This window comes from Sorangium sp. So ce726 (assembly GCF_051521405.1).
GTDB lineage: Bacteria > Myxococcota_A > Polyangia > Polyangiales > Polyangiaceae > Sorangium.
Window position 1 is genome coordinate 13344241 of sequence record NZ_CP150349.1, and the last position, 19628, is coordinate 13363868.

Sequence of the window (19628 nt, forward strand, 5' to 3'; positions counted from 1 at the left end):
CGCGCCGAGGCACGCGTGCCCATCGGCGCGACCGGTCAGCGTCAGCTGATGCGGCCGATCAGCTCGCGCGTGATGTTCTTCTGGTGCGACTCGAGCGTGCCGCCGCCGATCTCGAGCAGCTTGGCGTCACGGAAGAACCGCTCCACCTTGTACTCGGTGCAGTAGCCCCAGCCGCCGAGCACCTGCATGGCGTTGTCGGCCACCTCCTTGCCCACCGGCGCGGCGAAGAGCTTTGCCGCGTCCGTCCCGAGCCGGTTTCTCCGCTCGGGGCTGACGTTGCGCGCCACCGCGTAGATGAGGGCGCGCGCCGCCTCGGTCTTGGCGTAGCTCTCCGCGATGTAGCGCTGGATCTGCCCGTGCTCGGCGATGGGCTTGCCGAAGCTCCTCCGCTCTCCGGCGTACTGGATCATGATCTCCAGACAGCGGTCCGCGATTCCCAGGCTCATGGCCGCGAGCGTGAGGCGCTCCAGCTCCAGGTTCCTCATCATGTTGCGGATGCCGCCCCCCTCCGGGCCCAGGACGTTCCAGGCGGGCACGACGCAGTCGTCGAAGAGGAGCTCGCTCATCGTGCTTCCCCGCATTCCCATCTTCGGGGTCTTCTCGTCGGTCGAGAACCCGGGGAACCCCCGCTCCACCACGAAGGTCGTGACCCGGCCCTCGATGGTCGCATAGACCAGGAAGATCTGGGCCTCCGGGGCGTTCGTGATGAGCGCTTTGCGCCCCTTCAGGATGTACCGATCCCCGTCGCGCCGGGCGAACGTCTTCATGCCGAGGACGTCTGTCCCGCTCGTCGGCTCGGTCATGCCCATCGCGCCGATCCACTCGCCGGAGAGCACCTTCGGCAGGTACCGCGCGCGCTGCTCGTCATTGCCGGCGTGGAAGAAGTTGTTCACGAACAACATCGCGTGGGCGAGGTACGCGAGCGTGAACCCGGGATCGCTCTTCGCGAGCTCGTGGTGGACGATCACCGCGGCGACCGCATCCATGCCCGCGCCCCCGTACTCCGACGGCACGGTCACCCCGAGCAGGCCGAGCTCGCCGAGCCGCCGCATCAGGGGAACGTTCAGGGTGGCGTTCCGGTCGTGCTCGTCGGCCTGTGGCTCGACGACCTCACGGGCGAAATCGCGCACCATTTGCCGCAGCATCCGGTGCTCTTCCGTCGGGTTTTCCAGATCGCTTGCCATTGCGGGGGATGACGCGCTCATCGCGGCCCAACGTAGCACGCGGGGCCGCGCGTCAGCGATGGGGTGGCACGCCGTTCGCCTCGTCCGTGGACGGACCCTCATCGAAAGGGGCACGAATGAGAAGCTGGACCGATGTGGTGCTCTGGAGCGTGGTGCTGGTCTCGCTGTTGACCTGGCTGCTCGCTGTGTTCGGTGTGCTGACCGTGCACCCGTGGACCCCCGCGCTCCTCGTGATTTCCGCCGCCTTCGCCGTGACCGGGATGCTACGGCAGATGCCCGGGCGGCCGCGGCTCTGAGCTGGCGGGAGCGGCCGGGGCGTCCGGCGGCGCGTCCGTCGCTGGCGCCGGGGGCGAGGGCCCGTCCTGGCAGCACCGGACGCCGGTCGAGTAATCGAGGTAGCTCCTCGGGTGGGCTGTGACGAGGGCCTCGCAGCCGGCGCGGGTCGAGCGTGAGTAGAAGCCGCCTGCGAACGCTCCGCCCGGCTCGTTCACCCACTCATCGAGGTTGCCCACGAGATCGTAGACCGCGTCGCTGCCCCAGCGGCTCCTGCACCGCGGGCTGCCGCCCGTCTCCCGGAGCAGCGGCTCCCGGGCGCTGCGCACGCGGTTCAGCCGGGGATCCAGGTGGCCAATCGACGCATTGCCGTGGAGCAGAGCAGCGGGGTGCGCCGGCCGGAAGACATTGCACGCGCCCTCCTCGAACGTGTCGCCATACGGGTACAGCGTGTCGTCCTCGCCGCGGCACGCCGTGACGAACTCGTCGACCGAGCAGAGCCGCTTGCCGGCCGCAGCGCAGGCGCTCTCGGCCACGAGGCCTGTCACGTAGCCGCTCGGCCGCACCCCGGACCGCGAGCGGGCAAGGGCGGCGATCGCCCGGCCGCGCTGCCAGGCGGCGAGCAGGGGCAGGGGGAAGGCGCGCGCGTGGACGTCGCCGATCCGCCGCAGGCCGGTCGACCAGTCGGCGAGGGTGAGCTCGAGCAGGTTCGGGGTCGACGGGTAGTCGGGCGAGAGCGCCTGTCCGGTGGCGCCGTCGACGAGCATCGCCTCGAAGCGATCGATGCAGAAGCGGCCGCCGTCGATGGCCACCATGTCCGCCGGACACGCGGGCGCGCCCGGCAGCGCGGTGGCGGGCGCCTCCGCGGGCTCTCCTGCGGCCGAGCGCGCCGCCGCGCCCGCGCTCGCGGGCAGCGCGGGGGGAGCGAGGCGCGCGACGCCGGCTTCGGCCTGCGCGTCGAGGCCGCTCACCGCGCTTCCGAACCACCGCAGGCTGCCGTCGGAGGCCCAGACAGCATCGCCCACCACGCAGGCGCCGGGCGCCGCGAGCTCCGGGACGGTCACGAAGGCGCCGGGCGACGGGGCCGGGACCGCGCGCCGCGCGGGCTGCCCGTCGACGCAGAGCGCGCCGGTGTCGTCGGCCGGCCAGGGCTGCGACGCGAGCTCGGCGCCTTCGTCGTCCAGCCACACCACGTGGCGCCGGGCCGCGTCGCTGAGCAGCGCGCCCCCCTCGGGCAGGGCGACGAGCCGCACCGCGAGGTCGCCCTCGACGATCGGCAGCGAGGTCGCGCGCGCCGCGCCGGGCCGGCCGAGCGCGTCGATCGAGAGCGCCACGACCTTGCGCGGATCCGCGGCGCTCACGCCGGCGAGGAGGGCTCCGCCGCCGCGGCGCTCGCAGGCGTCGAACCCCGCGCGCACCGGCGACGCGATGGCAAGCGGCGCGCGGCCTGCGGCGTCGGTGTCGGGCGCGCCGGGCGCGGGCCCGCCCTGAGCGCCCAGCCCGGTGAGGGCGCCCGAGGCGTCGATCCCGGTGATCTGGAGCCTGTCGCCGAGCACCTCGAGGAAGAGCCCGCGCTCGCGGCCGCCGACGAGCGCCGTGCTGTCCTCGTGCGCGCGCCCCCGCAGCGCGGGCACCACGAGCGGTTCGGGCAGGAGCCGCGCCACGTCGGTCCTCGCGAGCCACCAGGACGACCCGATGCGCGCGGCGCGCCGCCTGTCGGTGGGGCGCTCCGGCTCGCCGATCGGCGTGCCCGGCGCGCCGCCGCCGCTCTCCGGTGCCGCCGCCGCGGTGACCAGGGCGCGCGCGTCGAGCCGGTGGAGCTGCCCAGCGGCGAAGGCGAGCCCCTCGCCGTCCGTCGCGAGCGCGCCCCACGCGATGCGCGCGCGCCGCGCCGGGAACGGGTCCGGCTCGCGGCGCGGCTGCCCGTCGGCGCGTGAGGCCGAGAAGAGCCCGCCGGAGATCGTCTGGAAGTACGCGCGATCTCCCGCCCACGCGGCGAGCCCAGGATCGTACCCCGGCTGCCCCGGGGCGCGCCGGGCGCCGCTCGCGGCGATGCGCTCGAGCGCGCCGATCTCGGCCGGCGCGACCGGGGTCGCGTCCGCGAGGCGCGCCGGATCCACGGCGCAGACCGCCCTGGGCGCGGCGCCGGCGACCAGCCGCTGGAGCGAGGGCGCGACGCGCGTCGCCTGGCAGGCCCCGTTGCGGCCGGTGACGTCGACGACCACGGCGCCCGCGCTCGCCGTCACGAGGCGCGGAGCCTGGTGGCCGCGCAGCGCGCCGTACTCGAGATCGCCCTCGACCACGACGCCGCGCCGGCCTGGATCGAGCTTGCCATCCTCGCCGAGCGAGGCGAAGGCGATCTGCGCGCTCCCGAGCCACGACGTGCTCGTTTTCTTCGAGCTCGCCGCGTAGAACAAGAGATCGATCGCGCCTGGCCGCCCGCCTGCGTCGATGAGCCCCATGCCGTCGAGCGGCGGCCGGAAGCGCAGCCCGGTGGGGGACGACGTGGCCGCGATCCCTTCGGACGGCGAGACCCAGCGGAGCCGCACCTCGACCTCAGGCAGCGGCTCCGGCCGCTTCGGCCGGGGCGCGGGGCGCGTGGTCTTCGTGGGCCGACCCTCGTGCCCGCGGCGCTCGCCGCGCTTCTTCCGCGTCGCCTTGCCGCTCGCGCCGGAGGCCTTTGCCGGCTTCCTCGACTTCCCCACCGTCGCCTTGCGGTCGGGTGTTTTGCGCGTGGGCTTCGCGGCCGCAGAGCGCTCGCGCGAGGCGCGCTGCGCCGGCGTCGTGGAGCTGCCGCGCGGCGCGGTCTCGGCGAGCTCGAGCAGCGCGACGCGCTCGCCCACGGCGGCCATGGCGTGCGCGCGGATCGGGGTGCACCTGCGCGCTGCGGCCGAGGCCTCGCCGGGGAGGATGGCCGTCACGCAGAGCTCGTCGCCCTGCGAGGTGAGCAGCGTGGTGGTCCCGTCCGGGGAGGAGTAGGCGCCGGCGAGGTCCTCGTCGAGGAGCAGGTGCGGCGGTCCGAGCTCGCCGGTGGCAGCGTCGAGCCGCCTGACCCAGCCGGCGCGATCCGACGACAGCTTGGAGAGGAGCAGCACCGAGCGGCGGTCGAGCGATGGCTCGATCGTGAACGGGAGCGGCTGCACCGCCGCCGTGCCGAGCGGCGTGCGGCCGGGGGGAGCCACGCTCGCGAGGGCGGTCGCGGCGGCGCCGATCGAGGGCGCGCTCTCCGAGGCGGGGGCCGGGGCCGGGCTGGTGCCGGGCGCGTGCGCCGCGGTGCCGGCCTGTGCGGGCGCGTCCCGCAGGGAGCCGCCGGAGCATGCACCCGCGCCGCAGGCGAGCGGCACGAGCAGGGCGGGGATCACGGATCGGGGGGAGAGGGGGGATCGGGGACGACGCATCCTTCGCTCGCGCTCGGGTCTCCTTGTCCGCGTGGCCGCTCGAGGAGGCGGCCGAGCCTAGCGCGGACGCCATCCGCACGCTCGCAGTGGGTCAGGAAACGGTAGACAGGACGCCAAGAGGGGCGAGGTGCATCGATGGCCGATCGCGATCCGCGATTGTGGGCCTCGGACCGGACCGTGGGTCAGGAACCCCGGGATCCCAAGTTGCGATAACGAACAAGCGAGGGGGCAGCCTCCGAAGCACCCGATGTCTGGGCCCAATAACCCTGCAAGGAAAGAAGAAGTAGTGAAGCTGTCGTGCCCTGATGGCGCCCAGCAGCTCCGGCTGGTAGCCGGTGATGTCCTATTTTGATCGCGCCGCGTACGAAACGATACCAGTGAACCAGTCTGCCGCGGGGACTGTGTCTTGATTCCAGAAAACGGCGCTCACCTTCTTCTTCTCATCATGGCGAGCTGCTCCAGAATGGAGATCTCCTCCAGCAGCACGCTCTACCACTTGGCTTTGTGTCCCTGGAACGTGGGCAGCTAGGGCGCGGCCTCCCGGCTCGGGAAGTAGAGCGCGGTCGCTGTCGGGCGGCGTGGCGCGCTCTCCGCTTCAGGAAAGGCGATCCGCTGTCACGATGCGCAGGTGCTTCGCCACCATCGTCGCGCGGCTGACGTCGGGAGACAGCGCGGCGCCGATACCGTGGGCGTCCTCGTCCGCGGTGACGCCGAAGCCGTGCTTGGCGAGGAGCGCGCGCATCGCGTCGGCGGTGAACGCGGAGCGGAGCGGCTCCCCGAGCCAGCGCACGAGCAGGCCGATCACGCGGAGCCTGAGCGCGGGGCTGTGATAGAGGATGACGAGGCGGCTGCCCGCGGCCGAGCGCCGCGCGATGGCGGTGAGCGTCGCCTCGACGTCGGCCGGGGTCAGGTACATGACCACGCCCTCCCAGATCCAGGTGGTCGGGCGCGCGGGATCGTGGCCCGCCTTCGCGAGCGCGCCGTCGAGGGCGTCGCGCTCGAAGTCGACGGGTACCCAGCGGATGTCCCGCGCGCACGGGGAGAGCGCCCCGACGCGCGATCGCTTGTCGCGCTGCGAGTCCGTGTGATCGACCTCGAAGACGACGACGTCGCGCAGCTCGGGCATGCGCCACGCGCGGCCGTCGAGGCCGGCGCCGAGGATGACGAGCTGCGGCGACGCGGCACCTCGGATGGCGTCGTCGATCGCGACCGTGCGCGCGACCATCACCTTCGACTGGCGCTCGAGGTACGCGCGGCCGAGGCGCCCGCGTAGCCCCTTCGGCGTGACGCCTGCACGGAAGCGCTCGACGCGGGCTCGCGCCTCGTCGGGCAGGAGCGCCATCGCGGTTGGATCGGAGAACCGCGTCACCGTCGTCGCGCCGTGCGCCGCTGCACGTCCCATGCACACGAGCTCCGCGGTCCGGCTTGCGCGCCCAGGCTTCATGCGCGGAACGATAACGGCGCATCCATCACCCGCAAGCCTGCGGATGGGCGCGATCGTCGATCCGCTGCCTTCTCTCCTGGCCACTGGGAACATCCACTGCCAATGTCGGCGGATCGAGCGCCGCCGAGCGCGCAAATCTCACCGGCGTGCCCTGGATCGCCGCACGAACATCGCAATGGCGCCCGCCATCAAGGCGCCGTTCGCTCCGGCGCCCCTCGGGGCCATGGAGCGCCCGGCGCGGCCAACGGCGCACCCGCCCGGCGGGTCTCCCTCGAAGCCCGCCGCCTGCGCTTCGCCGTCGCCCGTGACGGGCGCCTCTCCGTCGGCGTTCTCCGCTATCCAGCGGCCGTATGCGGGCGCGAGCGTGTAGATCCCGCCGTCTCCGCAGTCGGCGCCGGCGGGCGAGCCGAGCGCCCGGACGCTGATGCCGAGGAGGTGCGGCTCTCCAGCGATCATGAGGCACGCAGGCCCGCCCGAATCACCAGGGCAGCTGTCCGGCGACCCGGGCGCGCCGGCCGAGAACTCGGTCGCGTTCCGCTGCTGGAAGGGCGTCTCGCCGAGGTACAGCGCGCCGGAGGGCTCGCCAGGCTCGCCCCGGGCGCCGTAACCAGCGATCACGACCGGTACGCCTTCGTCCAGCAGGTCGTCCAGCGCCTCGGGCGGGACCAGCGGAACCGGGGGTATCGTCTGCACGGGGGTCTCCAGCAGCAAGAGCGCGATGTCCTCCGCCCGGGCGAGCTCCCTCGCGCCGATCGTGCCAGGCGCCGGGAAGCCCTGGTGCCGGACGACCTTGCGGATACGGAAGGTCTGCTCGGGCGGCGCGTCCGTCACGTCGAGCGCGCCCGCCGCCACCCGCAGGTTCGCTGGCCCGAGCTCGGCAAGGAGCTCCCCGGTGACCTCGTCCTGGAGCACGACGCAGTGGGCCGCTGTGACGACGCAAGTCGGTGAGATGAGGACGCCCGAGCACTCCTGGACACCGTCGCTGTCCAGCACGGCGACCGCGCCGAAGAGGGCGTCTGGGGTCGCCGGTCTCCCGTCCTTGATGGCGAAAGACTGCTCCTCCACGGGGTCGCCGGGCAGGGCGTCCGAGCACCCCGCCAGGCCGCCGAGGGCCGCGCAGGCGAGAGCGACGAGGCGTGAGCTCATGTCACGAAGGCTCCGGGCTCACGGCGAGCCGGGCTCGGGTGCCCGGCTCGCCGCGCCCTCGGGATCGGTTACTGGCACTCCTGGATGCTGGAGCAGGACGCCTTCGACAGGCGGATGCCGTCCACGACCGGCACCCCGGCGAAGAACGCCGAGCACTTCGCCGCCGCCCAGACCCCGATCGTGTTGAACTGGTGGCAACTCCAGTTGTCCGAGAAGGAGACGCTGGCGCGGCAGCAGTACGTCGACGCCCTCTGGGACGAGTCGCCGGACTCGACGACCTGCTCCGCGACAGAGAGCCAGCGCGCGCGCAGCTCCGTGAGTCTTGCGTCGAGGGTTCCGCCCGCGTGCTGCCGCTCCATCTCGAACAGGACGGGATCGTAGGACTGGAAGAAGAGCTCGATCGTGTCCGACCCGACCGCGAGCAGGTCTCCGGAAGAGGCACCCTCCTGGAGGAGCTCGATCAAGGTCTGGATCTGGCTCTGCTTCCGCATGGCCTGCGCCTTGGACCAGGCCTCGGCCCATTCGGCCGAGAGCGTCCCGGAGGCCTGCCGCGCCTCCAGCTCGGCGCCGATGTTCTCCACCGTCCGCAGCAAGAGGTCCGGCGTGACGGCCGAAGTCACCTCGGCCTGCGGCGCGGGCGAGTCGCTCTCCGTCTCCGTGGTGTCGCCCGAGCCGCAAGCAGCGGAGAGCGTCGCGATCAGCATCGAAAGGGCAAGAGCAAGCTTCTTCTTCATTCGGATCTCCTGGAAGGGTTCGTGATTGCAGCGCCGCCCGGCGCAATCGCCGCGGTGCGCTCGGCGCGCCGGGGCATCCGCGCGATGCCACATGGCTCCGCCGAGCGCTCAGCAGGCGACAGGCGCCGCTCGCCGCTGGACTGCTGCGGTGAACGGCCCTGTCCAGGCATCCCGCTCGCGGCGAGCGTTTCCGGCCGAGACGGTGCTACGACAAGCTGTAACACGCGCTCGCGAGGGCTCGAGTTCCACTTCGCGACAGGCGATGTACAGAATGCGCCATCGTGCCACGGTATCGCAAATTTGCATCCACGTAAGGCTCAGGTCGAGCCGATCGAGCGCGTGTCTGGCGATGGTCGGAGCAGGTCATCGGTGGCGCGGCCCGGGGGGGGGCCGGTGGCGGGTGCCCCAGGCTTTCAGGATGCCAAGTCGGCTGGGGTATCGCCGGATGGATCGCGGCAGGTTTACATTTCGCGACACGCCCACATAATCAGCGATCGTGCCGGCTCAAGGTTCGGGATCCACGGAGCTCCTGCGGGCGCTGGTGACAGCGGCAGCACGAGACGGGCTCGAGGCCGAGGAGGTTCGGCGTGCGATGGCCCTCCCCAGCGGTCTTCTGGAGAAGCGGGGCGCTCGCGTGTCCATCGCCATGGTCCGCCGCGTGTGGAGCGCGCTCACCGACCACCGGGCGGCTGGTCCTCTCCTGGGCCTCCGCGCTGCCCGGCAGCTCCCCCTGGGGAGCTTCGACATCCTGGATTACCTCACGGTGGCGAGCACGACCGGCGCGGAGGCGTTCGCGCACCTGACGCGGTATCTGCCGCTGCTCGCCGATGCCGGGCGCGTCTGGACCGAATCCGACGGGCAGAGCTTCCGGTTCCGTCACGACGCTCCCGGCGGCGTCCCCTCGCTCTCGGAGCTGCTGCTCGGGCTGATCGTCGCGCGCTCCCGGGCGCTGTTCGGTCCGGCCTATGCGCCGCGCCGGATCCATTTCGCGCACGCGCCCCTGGCCGCGGCGAGCACGTATGAAGACGTCCTCGGCGTCCCGGTGCATTTCGGAGGCCGTTTTGACGAGATCGTCTTCGATCGCGGCATCGCTGAAGCGCCGATCGCCAGCCAGGATCCGCGGCTCATGAGCATCCTTGTCGTGCAGGCGGAGGAGGCGCTCTCTCGCCTCGGCGCCCGCGAGCGTATCACGCAGGACACCGAGTTCGTCTCTGCCTTCCGGCACGCCCTGGCGCTGGCGCTCGACGCGGGTGACCCCGGCCTGGCGCGCATCGGCGAGCGCTTCGGGATGAGCGCGCGGACGCTGCAGCGCCGCCTGGCCGCGGCGCACGTCAGCCACCGCGAGCTCTTGCAGGAGCTGCGGCTGGAGCGGGCGCGGCAGGCGCTGGGCGCCGCCCAGCCCAAGGTCGTGTCCCACGAGCTCGGCTATTCGAGCCCGAGCGCCTTCCACCGCGCGTTCAAGCGGTGGACGGGGCTGACCCCCGGCGCCGTGGCCGAGGGCGCCGCCTCGCCGCCGGCGGGACGGGGCGGCACGTCCATGTGCGACACAGGCGCGCATCGCCACGGCCCACCATCGAACCACACGCCTTCACGCGCAGGAACGCCTTGTCAGAACGACGAATCGCAGCCTGCTCCACGAGAGCGCATGGCGCGCGATGACGAGACTCTGATGGCCTCGCGGCGCGGCGCGTAGGTAAAAGAAGCTGGTTCGCTGCGCGATGAAGTGTGGCGCGGCGAGCCGAAGCGGCGGGAGCGCGCACGTCGCGGCGGCTCGTTCATGGGGCGAAAGAGCGGTTCGGACGCGGTGCGGAGCGTGCAATGCGGCGAATCGGCGTGCCGCAGGCACAAGTCGCCCTCCAGGCTTTCCGGTGGCCCGGGGGGGGGCCCAGCGATCAGCCTGACGAACACGTGAGCTGGGCTGTCGGTCCCGGTGCCCTGGAGCGCAGCGCGCGCTCAGCCTCGGTGGAGCTCGACGCGGCGCCACCACGGGTGAGGTACGGGGCCGCGCCTCGTGTGCCCGGAAGGCCAGCGGTGCCGGACTCCACCCGGCGGCGCGTGGGGGGACGCCAGCCGGCGTGCAGCGGGGCGTGAGGGGACGCCGGCTGGCGTGCCTTGGAGAGGAACAGCACCGAGCGGCCGTCGAGCGACGGCTCGGTGAGGAGGAACGGGAAGGGCTGTACCGCCGCCGTGCCGAGCGGTGTGCGACCGGGGGGCGCCGCGCTCGCGAGGGGCGGTCGCGGCGGCGCCAGTCGAGGGCGCGCTCTCCGAGGCCGGGGCCGAGCTGCCGCCGAGCGCGTGCGCCGCGGTGCCGGTCTGTGCGGGCGAGTCCCGCAGGGAGCTGCCGGAGCACGCACTCGCGTCGCAGGCGAGCGGGACGAGCAGGGCAGGGGAGCACGGATCGGGGGGATCGGGGGCGATGCGTCCTTCGTTCGCGCTCGGGTCTTCTCCTTGTCCGCGTGGCTGCTCGGGGCGGCGGCCGAGCCTAGCGCGGGCACCGGCCGCACGCTCGCGGTTGGTCCGGAAATGGCAGAGAGGACGCCACGAGGGGTGAGGTGCACCGATGGTGGATCGCGATCCGCGATTGTGGGCCTCCGGCTGGACCGTGGGTCAGGGACACCTGGATCCCAAGCCGCGAGAACCGAACAAGCGAGGGAGCAGCCTCCGAAGCACCCGATGTCCGGGCCCAATGTCAGGGCGCTGTGACGCTCCATGCCGGGCCTGGATGCCGAGCCACTCAGCTCAGATGGTATGCGCTCAGCGGAGCGAGCGTCCGCGCGGCAGCGGTGCCGGACGAGCTCTGAAAGATACGACGGGCTCTTGCGGTGATTCGAACGTCTAGCTCCGTTCCAGGTCCTCGCGGTGACCTCGCCCGGAACGTTGCGGGAAGAGAGTCTTACCTAGCTCCTGTTTACAATATCCCAGGTCGACGCCGATGTCGGACACGGAAACAGGACTGGGGGGAGCACATGAAACCCGCGGTAATGGTCTCGAATCTGCTGAATCAAGAAGGGCTCGTCGCGTTGATGGGAGGCGAGGTCGTTGCGCTGCGCGTCCCGAATTTCTATCCGGAGGATATCTGTGTCCAGGTTGCTGCCCGGATGCGAAGATCTGATATGTATGGGAGATATGTGAACGCACCTGAGATCGCCCGCGTTGGCCAAGCGTTCTTTGAGTCTGTTGCGTCAGCGCAGCTTCGGAGGATTTATTACGCAAGGGCCGTCGAATGGATTCGTGAGATGCGGCTGTGCTGCGAGCCGTACCTCAGCCCGATCGATAAGCTTCGCCTCGTTCTCGACGAGATTTGGCCAAGTGGCTCGAGGCTTGGAACCCTGCAAGGAAAGAAGATGTTCGTCGGGTTGGCTCGTTTCTTCGGCGCAGGCGTGGGCGCCGAGCCGCATCAAGACGTCCTCGCCTGGGACGCGCCGGGAGTTGAAGAGGCTGAAAGGGTTGAGGGGCAATTTGCGGCGAATATCTACCTCAAGATGCCTCAGGGCGGTGGTGACTTGCTGATCTGGCCGATGACACTGTCCCGTGAGGAGTACGAGCGCGCGGGAATCTTAGGAAGCTACGGGGTTCATGGATCGATGTTGGCACACGATCCCGTCCGCATCTCTCCCAGGACGGGAGAGCTTATCTTGTTCAACTCGAACCTCGTCCATGCGGTCGAAAAATCCCGCCAGGGCGAGCGCGTTACCTGGTCCTGCTTCGTGGCGAGCCAGGGTGTCAACCAGACGTTGATGATGTGGAGCTAGGCGGGGGATGGAATCTAGTACAAAAAAGGTCTATCTAGAGCGGGCCGATGCGACAGGGAATGTTGTCGTGACCGAGCTCATCGCAGGTGAGAGTCACGTCGTCCGAGTGGCTGAGACCTGGTTCCACCCTCAGGGCGGTGGTCAAAAGTCCGATCGAGGGACCATTGGTTCGGCTCGCGTGCTGCATGTGGCTCACAATGGCGGCATGGTGGACCACTTCGTGGACTCGCTCGCGGGCCTCTCCGTCGGAGGAACCTACGGCTTCGCAGTCGACTCCGCCTGGCGAACGCTGAATTCGGTCTACCATTCGTCCGGGCACCTGATCGCCGGGGTGCTGGAGAGCCTTCAGCATGGATTGACCGCCGTGGCCGGTCATCAGTGGCCAGGAGAAGCGCGCGTCGAGTTCGAGGGGCAGGCGGAAGCTTCCGGCTTTGATGGGCTTGCTACAGAGCTATCGACACGCTTGAGAGAGCTCCTCTCAAAACCCATCGAGGTCAAGGTGACGGGTGACCCGTACAGCTCGCGAGAGATCCAGATAGGGGACTTCCCTGCGATACCCTGCGGCGGAACCCACGTGCGAGCTCTGTCCGAGATCTCCGTTATACGAGTCCTGAGCATAAAGAGGAAAGGGAACCGTGTTCGCGTCGCTTATGACGCGCTACCTCCCTGATTCCTGAATATGAGTCGCTCGACGGACCGAAGCTTGCGGCGAGGGGTCGTGAAGCTGTCGTGCCCTGATGGCGCCCAGCAGCTACGTCTGGTGGTCGGTGACGTCGTATTTTGGATCGATGGACTCGAGCACCGCTTCAAGAGCGTGCTGCACAGCGAGCTCATCCAGTTCATCGCGAGCCTCCATCCTGAAACCGCCTCGCTGGAGGCGATCTTCGCTCATTTTTGAGCGGTCTATCCCGTTGGATCTCCAGCGAGCCTCGAGCGAACGATTCATAAGATCGTGCATGGGGCTCGGCAGGATCTGCTGCGCGCTGGTCTGGCGCTACAGGTGATCCGAAATGTTCGCGGACTCGGCTATCGCCTCGCTGAAGGATGGAGAAAAGAGGATGAAATTGACGGGGGGCACCTGTTTCGCGCCGAGATCGAAGAGCTGCGTGCCCTGGCCAACCGTTGTATTGCCTACGTGGACTCCAGGCCCATCGTCGAGAACGCGGCGGAGCTCTTCTACCTGGACGCTGAGCGCCACGTCGTGCAAGAGAATTTTTTCCATTTGTACTCGATTGGAGCTCAGATGTTGCTTCGCCTGGCCGAGCCGGCGTTCGTGCCTGATATCCTCGACATCAAGCGCGAACTGTCTGTGCTCATGAGCTACGTGGTGTTCTGGCGGGTAGGGCACCGAATCACCGAGGAAGCCTGGCGCCTTGACTATCGGCGAGAAATTGCGAAGTGTATCGAGGATGTTGAGATGAGGATCCGAAAGATCGAACGGTTCCTCACGTCGTCGCGCCCACCCGGATAGCCAGCGCGATCAGTAGAAGCCCCATGAGGCGATTGAAGCCGAGCTCGTGCTCAAAGAAGAATTTTCGGGCCCGCGGCCGAGAGAGCGCCTGAGCGACGAAGGAGAACCAGCCGAGGAGCGTCAGGATCATCGCAGCAACGAAGCCTGCGCGGACAGGCATGGGCAGCGCCTCTCGGAGCACCAGGGCGAAGAAGCTGACCCAGAACAGGATCGCCTTCGCGTTGAGCACATTGACCAGGAAGCCTTCGAGCAGCGGGGAGCGCAGCGCGCTCCCCTTGCCGCGATAAGGCGGTTCCTGATGCGGATCAGAAGGCGGTGCGGTCCTCTTGGAGAGCAAGAGGCGGATCCCCAGGTACCCTAGATAGATGGACGCCGCCCACACCAGGGCAGTGTACACGTGAGGAGAACCGGCGATGACGGCCCCCACCCCGAGGTTTGCGACGAGGATGTACAGTGAGTTGGCCAGCGTCACGCCCGCGGCACAAAGCAGTCCGGCTCTTCGCCCACGGGTAAGGCTGTTCTTCACGGTGACGGCGAAATCTGGCCCCGGTGAGACGAGGGCCAGGAGGAATATTCCGTACGCGTGAACCAGGGGCGCGAGCATTTCGTGGGCTCCCTAAAGCCAAGCGAGTTGACGGTCAAGGTCGGCGACCGTCCTGTCCCTTGACACGCTAGCTTGTGCATCCGGTGCTCCGCGGCCGTGGAGATCGGGAGCGCGGCCCCTCCGACATGCGGCGGGGCGTGGGGGGACGCCGGCCGGCATGCGGCGGGGCGTGGGGGGACGCCGGTGGTCATCGCCCGCCCGATAGCCAGGTCTGATGAGCGAGGCCGAGCCCGACCCGATCGGATAGCGCTGCTCCTCGCATGCCCGCCGGCAGGCGACCGGTCATCCCACCCATCGCGCGAGGACGGCGCCGTTCGCCGGTCACCTCGCAACGTCGCTCCAGTTCCAATTCCAGGTGACATCGCTCTCAGCTTCGGGGGAAATGTCGCCGGTAAACCTCGTGCATTCTTTTTCGGTGCCGGTGCACGATTTCGCAACAAACCGGGAGAGCTTTCCGGAAGTCGTACGGATGACGACGGATGACGGATGAGGGAGCTCCGCTCATGTCCGGCCCGCTCCTCACCCACGACCGGATCCGGAGAATGAACCGCGCCCCGCTGTCGCTCGCCGCGACGCTCGTCCTGGCGGCTCCCGTGGCGCTCGCGCAGGTCTCGCCGCGCGGCGCGCGCCTGTCCTACACGCGGGGGCCTGGCACCGAGGGGTGCCCCGAGGAGCCGAGCCTCCGGCAGATCGTCGCGAGCCAGCTCGGCGGGGTCGACCCGTTCGTGGGCGACGGCGCGTGGCACATCGAGGTGGTCATCCGGCGCAAGGGGACGGCTTTCCAGGGAACGATCGCGCTTCATGACCGCGATGGCCGGGATCTCGGCTGCCAGGAGCACTCGAGCGCGATCTGCGGCGTGCTCGTGGAGGACATCGGCCTTTCCCTCAGCGCCGTCATGCGCCCGTTGCTGCCACCACGGCCGGCACCGGAGAGCGTTCCCACCTCGCCGCCGCCAGGATCGCCGCCCCCGTCGGCGCCGAGGGGCGCTGCTCCGCCCGTCTCGCCGGACGCGCCGCCCGAGGCGCCGGCCTCGAAGCTACCCCACCCCGTCGTTGCGCCGGCTCGACCCATTCCGCGCCCGAGGCCGCCACCGGATCGTCCGCGCCTCCAGGTGGGCGCCGGGGTGCTGCTCGGCGCCGGCGTGGCGCCGTCGGTGGCGGTCGGGTTCTCGGGGTTCGCCGGCGCCCGCTGGGAGAGGTTCTCGCTCTCGCTGGAGGCCCGCGGGGATCTTCCGATCGACGCCGAGCCCTACCGCGGCTGGACCATCGGTGTGTCGGGGTTGAGCGGCTCAGTGGTTCCCTGCGGTCACGCGGACTGGTTCTTCGGCTGCGCCCTCGCCACGGCAGGCGGGCTGTGGACCGTCAGGGACAGCACCGGCCGGGAGTTCGCGCTGCCCTACGCAGGGCTCGGGTTTCGTGCGGGGCTGGAGGTGCCGCTTTCGGCCCGCCTAGCCGGGCAGCTCAGCGGCGACCTCTTGATCAACATACATCGGACGCACTTTCGACCGCTCCATGGCGAAGGGTGGTCCGCGGCGCCCGTTTCGGAGGCGGTGGCGCTCCGTCTGGTTGCTTTCTTCTGAGCCTCCGTGCGGGTTTCGCGAAGCCTCGGACGCGTCCGCGGGAGCTATGGTTGCGAGCGCGTGCGGCGCGCTCCTCGCCGACTGCCACCCCCCGTGGCGAGGTCGCTGTTGCGCCGGAACGCGCCACCGACTCACGACGGTACAGAATTGCGGTGACAGCAGAATGTTGCCGCTGCGGTCGGCGCGATGCTGCCGACCGGCTCGCCGCCGAACGGTTCGCATCGTCCGGGATCGAGGCTGATGACGTTCACCGATTTGCTTCCGAGCGCTGTGCCGGTCGCGACCGTCCCGCAGTGGGAAGCGTCAGCCGTGATCACCTGGGCCGCAACGAGCTGCGAGCACCCTGCGTCGCTGAACGCAGAGGCCAGCACGCTGCACGTCGCTCCGGTGGGCTCGGTGCAGCCGCAAGGCGCGCAGCCGCGCGTGTCCTCCACGCCGGCGTAGAAGACATGCCGGTCCGGGTACGTGGCGGGGCAGTACTGCTCTCCCTCGTGATGGATGCACGTGAGAAACCCCTCCGGCGGTGCGGCGTCGCCGATCGGCGGCGCCGGCGTGCAGGTCATGCCCGGATCTGCGCACGGGGGGGACGCGTTGCCGGTACACGCCCGGGCAACGATCGCGAAGCTCCCCGCCGTCGCGGGCTCGTCGAGGTTTTCCGGCGCTTCCGCGGCCCTCGGTGCGCAACCTGCGGAGACGACGCGAGGCGCCTGGATCGCGAGTGACTGCACGCACGGGGCGTCATCGCAGGTCCGTCCGGCCGCGACGGCATTCACCGAGGTGCAGGTCCCATCCCACCCCTCCGGGGCAGCGAAGGAGGTCGCGGGAGCTTCGGGGCCGCTACACGGAAAGCTGGCGTAGGCCCTCCATTCCACCGGCGCCTCGCAGGTCGCCTCTGGCGGATCGCACGCGCAGGCGGGGCACTGGTGCAGGGCCGGAGCCGCGAAATCCGCGTAGCCCTCGTAGCCGACGATCGGCGCGTTCGCAGGGCAGCTCGGCACGCCGTCGAGGGAGCCGATCCAGAGCAACGCGGGCTCGGACCACCCGAGCGGCTCCTTCGGTACGCACTGCCCTGCGCAGACCTCTGCTGGCGGGATCAGGTCGCCGAAATCGGACGCGATAGCGACGTCCGTGTCGTCCTCGGCCGCGCAGTCATTGCCGCCATCGCCACCAGCGCCGCACCCGCCAGCTCCGCCGGCGTCGGGGGGCTCGAGCACCTCACAAGGCGTTCCCTTGGGTCCTTGGTCCTCATCCCACGGGCACAGGTATGCGGTCGACGACCCGCATCCGCCGGACGCGACACCGACCCCGAGCCCGAGCGTGCTCGCCCAGCAAATCGCCACGATCCCACGCTGCCAACGTCGCGCCCGCGCCGCCATCGCCTCTCCTCATGAGCTGCGGCGTCGTCGAGGACGCGCCGCGGTAAGCGCGGCCACGTTACCAGAGGACCCCGGGGCGCCACCAGCTCAACCCCGGGGCATACCACCCCCCTTCGATCGCATTACGAAGAGCGAGATACTTTTCTCATCTTTTGCCAAGCGACAGCCCACATCGCCCTTCATGAGGGCTCGCGCTGTCCCCGTCGTGCGCCCGTCTCCCGCCAGGCGCCAGAACGAGCACTCTGGCGCCCCACGCGTACGCGGCCCGTCGATTGTGCAGCGAGAAGCGGGGCAGTCCTGGAAGTCGCTCCGATGAAGACCCCATTGCTGACCTCTCCCTGGCGGCAGGGCCGCCCCCTGTCGTCCGATGCGCCGGGATCCCGGACGCGCCGCCGCGCACGCAGCACGCCGAACGAGGCGCTCCACCCGGTGGTCTCGCCCTCGACTGAGGCCCTCTGTGCCGAGCGGCCGTTCGTCGCCGTCCTGCTCCGTGCCCTCCACGTTCCCGCCCGTGACCGAGAGGATCTCCTCCAGACGGTGCTCCTCGGCGCCTGGGAAGCCATCCGAGCGCGCAGGTATCGCCCAGATCCACGGCGGCACCCGCGTGCGGCGCTGCGCGCGTGGTTGCACGGCGTCGTCTGGCGCCAGGTGTGCCATTACCGGGAGCGCGCCTGCATCCGCTGCGAGATCCTGTGCAGCGCGCCCCTCTCGCCCGCCGGCCAGGTGCCTGTCGAGATCGAGGGAGAGCTCGTTGCCCGCGCCGCGCTCCGCGAGGTCGCCGCGCTCCCCAGGGGCCATCGCGAGGTCCTCCTCGCGGCGGCCGGGCGCCTCAGCCTTGTCGCCTGGGCGCGAGCGCGCGGCATGAACCCCAATTCCGCCGCCAGCCGGCTGCGTCGCGCCAGGAGGGCGCTGGCCGAGAGGCTTGCCTCACCGAGGCAGCCGTTCGGTGATGGCGACGTTCGGTGACGCCGGCGCCGGGGTGAGGGCTCCGTTCAGTGCCCGCTCGGTCGGTCGCGTCGAGCCCGTGTACGATTTCGCAACGATCCGGGCGGCCTCGCCGGATTACCTATCCATGAAAGAACCCCGAGCGCGCCCAGCGTCCCCTCCTGCGCCCGCCCCGGCGCTGGCGCCTGCACCTGCCCCGGGGGCGGCGCCCGCTCCCGTCCCGGAGATGACGCCTGCGCCCGACCCAGAGCCTGCTGCCGCACCCGATCGGGATCCTGCGCCCGCCATCGGCTCGCCCCCGCGGCCCTCGTTCGAGGAGGTCTACCAGACCTTGCTCCCCTACGTTCTCGTGGTGCTCTGGCGGCTCGGCGTTGCGTCTCGAGATCTTCACGATGTCGCGCACGAGGTGTTTCTCGTCGTTCATCGGCGCCTCAAGGACCACGATCCTCGCCTGTCTCTCAAACCGTGGATCGCGGGGATCAGCGCCAATGTCGCCCTTCGCCACCGGGCGCTCGCCCGGAACCAGCGGGAGCTGCTCGCGCTCAACGATTCCGAGCCCGTCGAGCTCGCGGACCCTGGGCTCGACGCGGAGCGCCGGGTCGCACAGGCCGAGACCCAGCGTATCGTCCGCGAGCTCATCCAGCGCATCGAGAGGGAACGACGAGCGGTGTTCGTGCTGTACGACCTCGAGGGGAGCGATATGCGCGATATCGCGCAGGCCCTCCAGATCCCCGTGAACACCGCATGGGATCGGCTGAGACGCGCCCGCAGCGAGTTCACGGCCGCGGTCAAACGGCTGACCGCGCGGGACCCGGACGCGCTCGGCCTTCGTGGCCTGCGCTTCGCCCTGATGCCGTTCGCCCTGGCCGACAGACCCATGCTGCTCGACGCAGGCAGGGTCCGGCTCGGCCTTTCGCAGGAGCTCGCAGGGCCGCTGTGGGCGCAGCTCCAGCGGTCGCTCGCCTCGACCGGAGCGCTGGCCCGCGGCACGGACGGCCTCTCCGACAGCCCTGCAGCACAGCCCCATGCAGGCGCCTCCCCGCCGCACGGGCGCCGTTCCGCGAACGTGGTGGAGGTCGCCGATGCCACCGGGCAGAAGCGTACGCCGCCGGTCATCACGATCGCGCGAACCAGGCTCATCATGGCAAGCATGGCGCTGTTCCTCGGGGGAGCCGGGGTGGGCGCCGGCGTGGTTTATGCCGGGCTCCCGCCGCCTGCTGCGGCGCCGGCGATGTCCGTCCGCGCCGGGGTCGAAGGCGCCGCGCCCGAGCGAGCCGAGCGCGCCGGGGCCGGGCGCGCCGCGGGCGAGCTCGCCGTGGCCGACGCCGTCGTGAACGCTGGGCCTCCGGCGGCCGTGGCGATCGCAGCCGCGGCGCCGTCTCGCGCCCCCTCCCGCAAGGCGGCTCCGCCCAGCGAGCACGACACGACCGAGGAGAGCGCGTTGCTCAGCAGCGCCGGCCTTGCGCTCAGCGAAGGGAAGGCGACGGAGGCGCTCGACGTGCTGGCCCTGCACGAGCGGAATTACCCGCGCAGCCCGAGAGTCCAGCTGCGCGAGGCGCTGGCCATCCAGGCCCTCGTCCAGGCCGGGCGGCGCGCCGACGCCCGCGCGCGAGCCGAGCGGTTCCGCGCGGCGTTCCCTCACGCCGTGTTTCTCCCCGCCATCGAGGCGGCCATCAACAGCCCATGAGGGCCGTCACCTCCTATGTCAACCAGAGGAGACG

General features: G+C 70.5%; 16 protein-coding genes. 9 read left to right on the forward strand and 7 right to left on the reverse strand.

Annotation, left to right across the window (positions count from 1 at the left end):
• Positions 1–41: 41 nt before the first annotated feature.
• On the reverse strand, positions 42–1184 hold the full coding sequence (locus WME79_RS49785; protein WP_437540104.1) for an acyl-CoA dehydrogenase family protein: 1143 nt from the start codon (positions 1182–1184) through the stop codon (positions 42–44).
• 116 nt (positions 1185–1300) lie between these two features.
• Between WME79_RS49785 and WME79_RS49790 the strand changes: the two genes are divergently transcribed.
• Complete coding sequence (locus WME79_RS49790; protein ID WP_437530349.1) at positions 1301–1480, forward strand: hypothetical protein; 180 nt, start codon at positions 1301–1303, stop codon at positions 1478–1480.
• Here the strand turns inward: WME79_RS49790 and WME79_RS49795 are convergent.
• The 4 genes from WME79_RS49795 to WME79_RS49810 all read right to left on the reverse strand — a co-directional run bounded on the left by WME79_RS49795 (position 1448) and on the right by WME79_RS49810 (position 8179).
• The gene (locus WME79_RS49795) at positions 1448–4819 is read right to left on the reverse strand and encodes a hypothetical protein (protein ID WP_437530351.1); all 3372 of its coding nucleotides are present in this window, start codon (positions 4817–4819) and stop codon (positions 1448–1450) included. The two genes, WME79_RS49790 and WME79_RS49795, sit on opposite strands and share 33 nt — an antisense overlap.
• Before the next feature lie 631 nt (positions 4820–5450).
• Entirely contained in the window at positions 5451–6299 is an 849-nt protein-coding gene (locus WME79_RS49800) for a class I SAM-dependent methyltransferase (RefSeq protein ID WP_437530354.1), read from the reverse strand.
• A 138-nt stretch (positions 6300–6437) separates the two neighbouring features.
• Positions 6438–7445 (reverse strand): S1 family peptidase, encoded by a 1008-nt coding sequence (locus tag WME79_RS49805; RefSeq protein WP_437530357.1) that lies wholly within the window; start codon positions 7443–7445, stop codon positions 6438–6440.
• Between the two features lie 68 nt (positions 7446–7513).
• Positions 7514–8179 (reverse strand): hypothetical protein, encoded by a 666-nt coding sequence (locus WME79_RS49810; RefSeq protein WP_437530359.1) that lies wholly within the window; start codon positions 8177–8179, stop codon positions 7514–7516.
• Positions 8180–8720: 541 nt separating this feature from the next.
• On the opposite strand from WME79_RS49810, the gene WME79_RS49815 reads away from it, so the two are divergent.
• The 5 genes from WME79_RS49815 to WME79_RS49835 all read left to right on the forward strand — a co-directional run bounded on the left by WME79_RS49815 (position 8721) and on the right by WME79_RS49835 (position 13402).
• Complete coding sequence (locus tag WME79_RS49815) at positions 8721–9872, forward strand: AraC family transcriptional regulator ligand-binding domain-containing protein (RefSeq protein ID WP_437540106.1); 1152 nt, start codon at positions 8721–8723, stop codon at positions 9870–9872.
• Positions 9873–11145: 1273 nt separating this feature from the next.
• Positions 11146–11931 carry a 2OG-Fe(II) oxygenase gene (locus WME79_RS49820; protein ID WP_437530361.1) on the forward strand — a complete coding sequence of 262 codons (786 nt, stop codon included), beginning with the start codon at positions 11146–11148 and terminating at the stop codon, positions 11929–11931.
• A 205-nt stretch (positions 11932–12136) separates the two neighbouring features.
• Positions 12137–12601: an alanyl-tRNA editing protein gene (locus tag WME79_RS49825; RefSeq protein WP_437530364.1), complete on the forward strand. Its 465-nt coding sequence runs from the start codon at positions 12137–12139 to the stop codon at positions 12599–12601.
• Between the two features lie 48 nt (positions 12602–12649).
• Positions 12650–12829, forward strand: coding sequence for a hypothetical protein (locus WME79_RS49830; RefSeq protein ID WP_437530366.1), 180 nt, complete (start codon positions 12650–12652; stop codon positions 12827–12829).
• A gap of 54 nt (positions 12830–12883) precedes the next feature.
• Complete coding sequence (locus WME79_RS49835; protein ID WP_437530368.1) at positions 12884–13402, forward strand: hypothetical protein; 519 nt, start codon at positions 12884–12886, stop codon at positions 13400–13402.
• On the opposite strand, the gene WME79_RS49840 is transcribed toward WME79_RS49835, so the two are convergent.
• A complete protein-coding gene (locus WME79_RS49840) occupies positions 13377–14006 on the reverse strand; it encodes a LysE family translocator (RefSeq protein WP_437530371.1) in 630 nt (209 codons plus the stop codon). The genes WME79_RS49835 and WME79_RS49840 overlap by 26 nt on opposite strands.
• 503 nt (positions 14007–14509) lie before the next feature.
• On the opposite strand from WME79_RS49840, the gene WME79_RS49845 reads away from it, so the two are divergent.
• Complete coding sequence (locus WME79_RS49845; protein WP_437530373.1) at positions 14510–15586, forward strand: hypothetical protein; 1077 nt, start codon at positions 14510–14512, stop codon at positions 15584–15586.
• Between the two features lie 131 nt (positions 15587–15717).
• Here the strand turns inward: WME79_RS49845 and WME79_RS49850 are convergent, their stop codons facing one another.
• A complete protein-coding gene (locus WME79_RS49850; protein WP_437530376.1) occupies positions 15718–16800 on the reverse strand; it encodes a hypothetical protein in 1083 nt (360 codons plus the stop codon).
• A gap of 474 nt (positions 16801–17274) precedes the next feature.
• Here WME79_RS49850 and WME79_RS49855 point away from each other — a divergent pair, with 474 nt between their 5' ends.
• Both WME79_RS49855 and WME79_RS49860 read left to right on the forward strand, forming a co-directional pair.
• Positions 17275–17928 (forward strand): sigma-70 family RNA polymerase sigma factor, encoded by a 654-nt coding sequence (locus WME79_RS49855; protein ID WP_437530378.1) that lies wholly within the window; start codon positions 17275–17277, stop codon positions 17926–17928.
• A 106-nt stretch (positions 17929–18034) separates the two neighbouring features.
• Positions 18035–19594, forward strand: coding sequence for an RNA polymerase sigma factor (locus tag WME79_RS49860; RefSeq protein WP_437530381.1), 1560 nt, complete (start codon positions 18035–18037; stop codon positions 19592–19594).
• Positions 19595–19628: the final 34 nt, after the last annotated feature.

Bases quoted from the DNA above. Each gene is read 5' to 3' on its own strand.
- WME79_RS49785 (WP_437540104.1), bottom strand. From the start codon at position 1,184: ATGGCAAGCGATCTGGAAAACCCGACGGAAGAGCACCGGATGCTGCGG.
- WME79_RS49790 (WP_437530349.1), top strand. From the start codon at position 1,301: ATGAGAAGCTGGACCGATGTGGTGCTCTGGAGCGTGGTGCTGGTCTCG.
- WME79_RS49800 (WP_437530354.1), bottom strand. From the start codon at position 6,299: ATGAAGCCTGGGCGCGCAAGCCGGACCGCGGAGCTCGTGTGCATGGGA.
- WME79_RS49805 (WP_437530357.1), bottom strand. From the start codon at position 7,445: ATGAGCTCACGCCTCGTCGCTCTCGCCTGCGCGGCCCTCGGCGGCCTG.
- WME79_RS49810 (WP_437530359.1), bottom strand. From the start codon at position 8,179: ATGAAGAAGAAGCTTGCTCTTGCCCTTTCGATGCTGATCGCGACGCTC.
- WME79_RS49820 (WP_437530361.1), top strand. From the start codon at position 11,146: ATGAAACCCGCGGTAATGGTCTCGAATCTGCTGAATCAAGAAGGGCTC.
- WME79_RS49825 (WP_437530364.1), top strand. From the start codon at position 12,137: ATGGTGGACCACTTCGTGGACTCGCTCGCGGGCCTCTCCGTCGGAGGA.
- WME79_RS49840 (WP_437530371.1), bottom strand. From the start codon at position 14,006: ATGCTCGCGCCCCTGGTTCACGCGTACGGAATATTCCTCCTGGCCCTC.
- WME79_RS49845 (WP_437530373.1), top strand. From the start codon at position 14,510: ATGTCCGGCCCGCTCCTCACCCACGACCGGATCCGGAGAATGAACCGC.
- WME79_RS49855 (WP_437530378.1), top strand. From the start codon at position 17,275: ATGAAGACCCCATTGCTGACCTCTCCCTGGCGGCAGGGCCGCCCCCTG.
- WME79_RS49860 (WP_437530381.1), top strand. From the start codon at position 18,035: ATGAAAGAACCCCGAGCGCGCCCAGCGTCCCCTCCTGCGCCCGCCCCG.